Below are 3107 nucleotides of genomic sequence, written 5' to 3'. Positions count from 1 at the left end.
GGCCGTGCCGCCCGCGCCGGTGAGGCTGAACCCGCCGCCGCCGCCGAGCGGGCCGGTGCCGGGCGCGCCGCCGCCGCTGCCGTCGGCCTCCGCCGCGCCGCCGATGCCGCCGCTGCCGTGGATGCCGCTGTTGTCGCCCGTCGAGCCGCCACCGCCGCCGCCCGCGGCGACCAGCAGGCGGCCGGTCAGCGGTGCGCCGGAGAGCCGCAGGTCGGTCGCGCCGCCACCGCTGCCGGCCGTCGGAGCGCCCGCGCCGGCGCCGGCGTCACCGCCGCCGTTGAAGCCGCCGGCGGGGCCGCTCACGCCTCTCCCGCCGACGGTGATGGCGTAGACCTGACCGGGCGACACCGGCAGCGTCGCGCGCACGATCGCACCGAAGCCGCCGGCGACCTGCGGGTTGCCCGGCGTGCCGATTCCGCCGCCGGCGCCCTGCAGCATGAAGGTCGCCTGTGTCACGCCGTCGGGGACGGTCCACGGCTGCACGCCGCCGCTGTAGGCGAACACCTGCTGGACCGGCGCGGCGACGGCCGGCGCCGCGGCCGCTCCCGTCGCGGCGACGGCCGCGAGCGCGGCGATGGAACGGCGGATGCGTGGCATGGTGCTCCCCGGAGGCGACGACAGACAGTGGCCCGGAATCCTCGCAAACGACCTCGGTCGGATCCGGGCGTCCGCTTGCACGGCGCGTGCCGGCGGGCGCGGTGCGGCCGGCGCTCCCGCCGCGCGCGCGGCGGCTCGCAGTCGCTACGGCGCCGCGAGCGTCAGCCGCACCGCCCCCGGCTGGGCGACGCGCAGCCGCAGCGGACAGGCGGGGCCGGAGGCGGAGACCGTGCAGGGGCGCGGCGTGACGCTCCCACGCGCGAGCACCGGCAGCACGCCCGGCAGCGCCCACACCGCGGCGTCGAGCGCCTCGCCCGGCCGCAGCCGATCGGTCGTGATCGTGAGCGCGCGACCGCGCGCGAGCAGGCGCCAGTGCGCGGGGCGGTACGTCGTCCCGTTCGCCAGCCGCCAGGCGCCGTACAGCCGCACGGCGCCGCCGCGGCCGTCGGCGTGCGCGAGCACGAGCCGGGCGGTGCCGCGCGGGGTGCGCAGCAGCCAGCCAGAGGAGATCCCGTGGCGCTGCGGCCGCGCCGCGAGCAGATCGCGCCAGCCGCCGGCGCCGTCAGCGACCTTCAGCGCGGCGAGCCCTTGCTGGTAGCGGCCGTCGCCCTGCGTGCGGCGGCCCGACAGCGCCCACCACAGCTCAGGCCCCCGCCCCCACGCCAGCCGCGAGCCGCGGAGGTCCGCGACGAGGTGGCCGTGCGCGTCGGCCGGGATGCGGCCGACGGGAACGCCGTCGGGCCAGCGGTCGGCCGCGTCCTGCAGCAGGAACAGCGTCAGGCCGTTGTACTGCGTCATCGACGCGTAGCCGTCCATGATCGTCGCGTCCCACGCCTGCCGCAGCCCCGGCACGACGGGGATCGTGCCGTCGTCGAGCGTGCCATGGACGCGCACGAGCCGGTCCATCGCGCGCTCGGCGAACGCGCGCCAGGTGCTCGCGGCCGGGCCGTGGTCGGAGGCGCGCATCGCACCGAGCGCGACCGCCGCCGCCAGCACCCACGACTGCTCCATGCTGCGCCCGCCGGGCGTCAGCGCGCCGTCGGGCGCCATCAGCGCGAGCGCGTAGCGACCGGCCTCGCGGCGGATCCTCAGCGCCTGCTCGCTGAAGGCGCCGGGCGCCGACTGGTAGACGCGCTCCAGCAGCAGCGTGCTGAAGAGGTGATAGGCCGGCGGCTGCCACGGTGGGTCCGACAGCGCCCGCGCCGCGCCGAGGCGCGGGATCTGGAAGCGCGGACCGGCGTGGCGCGGCATCAGCCGCGAGACGATCCGGCGCACCTCGACGCGCAGCGCGTCGGCGTCGGAGGCGATCCCGCCGGGCGTGCCGACGAGGCCGGCTTGCGCCAGCTCGGAGGCGGCCGCGGCGAAGACGAGCCGCCAGTTGTCGTAGTCGCCCGTCGCGGCGAACGCATGACCGCGGAACGGCGGGATCCGCGCGACCCAGTCGGCCAACGGCGTCCCGATCCGCTCCCACGCCCGCGCGGGCAGCCGACCCGCCTGGCCGTCGCGCAGCAGCGACGTGGCGCCGAGCACGTGGAAGGGGTCGCTCTGCGGGTCGCGCCGCAGCGTGCCGAGCACCTGCGCGACCGCTGCCCGCTCCAGCCCTTCGTCACCGCTGCGGGCGGCCGCGCGCAGCTGCGCCTGCGCGAGCATCAGCGTGCCGTAGTTGAAGGCGCCGTAGGGCGGTTCGAGCAGGTCGCGCACGGCGCCGTTGTCGTCGGTCAGCCTCACCCACGCGCGCTCGACCCCGCCGGCCCAGCGGGCGACCTCCTCCCCGCTCCAGGCGTGTGCGGGCGGCAGGGCGGCGTGCGCTCCCACCGCGCTCGCGACGACGCCCGCGAGCGCCGCGACGAGCGCGATCAGCGCAGCGCGAACCGGGGCCGCGCGGGGCGGCCTTGATGACGGCGTCTCCACATCCCCTTCAACGCGCGCTGCGATGAAAAGGAGCGGGAACGCGCCTGCGTCACCGTCTGACGAACGTCACTTTCCGCACCTGCCGATCGACGCGCCAGTTGCGCGTGGACGGCGGTTCAGGTGAGCGCGCGGCCGTCGGCCTTGACGACGAGCCACAGCCCGCCGAACTCGTCGACGTTCTGGCACAGGACGACGCCGGGCGAGTCGCTGACGTAGTAGTACATCGGCTGGCCGCGGTAGGTCAGCTGCCGACGGCCGTCGGCACGGCGGGTCGTTCCGATCAGGTCGGCGTCGGCGCCGCGGCCGGCGACCGGCTCGCCTCTGGCGAAGACCGGCGGCCAGGCGCGAGCGCAGTCGCCGTAGCAGCGGGGGCGGCTCGTCGTCTCGCGCTCGAAGAGGTAGAAGGCCTGACCGCGGCCGTCGCCGACGATCGGGCCGAACTGCGATCTGACGAGCCGCACGACGACGCCGCGCTTGGGGCGGGGTCTCGCGGCCGCGGCAGGCGGCTTGGCGGGCGCCTCCGCCGTCGCGGCGGGCGGCTTGGCGGGCGCCTCCGCCGTCGCGGCGGGCGGCTCGGCAGGCGGCTCCGCCGTCGCGCC

General features: G+C 77.7%; 3 protein-coding genes. All 3 read right to left on the bottom strand.

Annotated elements, in window-relative coordinates:
• A partial coding sequence (locus R7226_RS31175) for a glycine-rich protein (RefSeq protein ID WP_327019414.1) occupies positions 1–597 on the bottom strand: 597 nt, incomplete at its 3' end.
• Positions 598–741: 144 nt separating this feature from the next.
• Complete coding sequence (locus tag R7226_RS31170; protein WP_318601453.1) at positions 742–2508, bottom strand: hypothetical protein; 1767 nt, start codon at positions 2506–2508, stop codon at positions 742–744.
• A gap of 116 nt (positions 2509–2624) precedes the next feature.
• A partial coding sequence (locus R7226_RS31165) for a COG4315 family predicted lipoprotein (protein ID WP_404827930.1) occupies positions 2625–3107 on the bottom strand: 483 nt, incomplete at its 5' end.

The sequence above is a fragment of the Conexibacter stalactiti genome, assembly GCF_033542075.1.
Taxonomy (GTDB): domain Bacteria; phylum Actinomycetota; class Thermoleophilia; order Solirubrobacterales; family Solirubrobacteraceae; genus Conexibacter; species Conexibacter stalactiti.
This window is presented reverse-complemented; position numbering and strand designations above follow the sequence as displayed.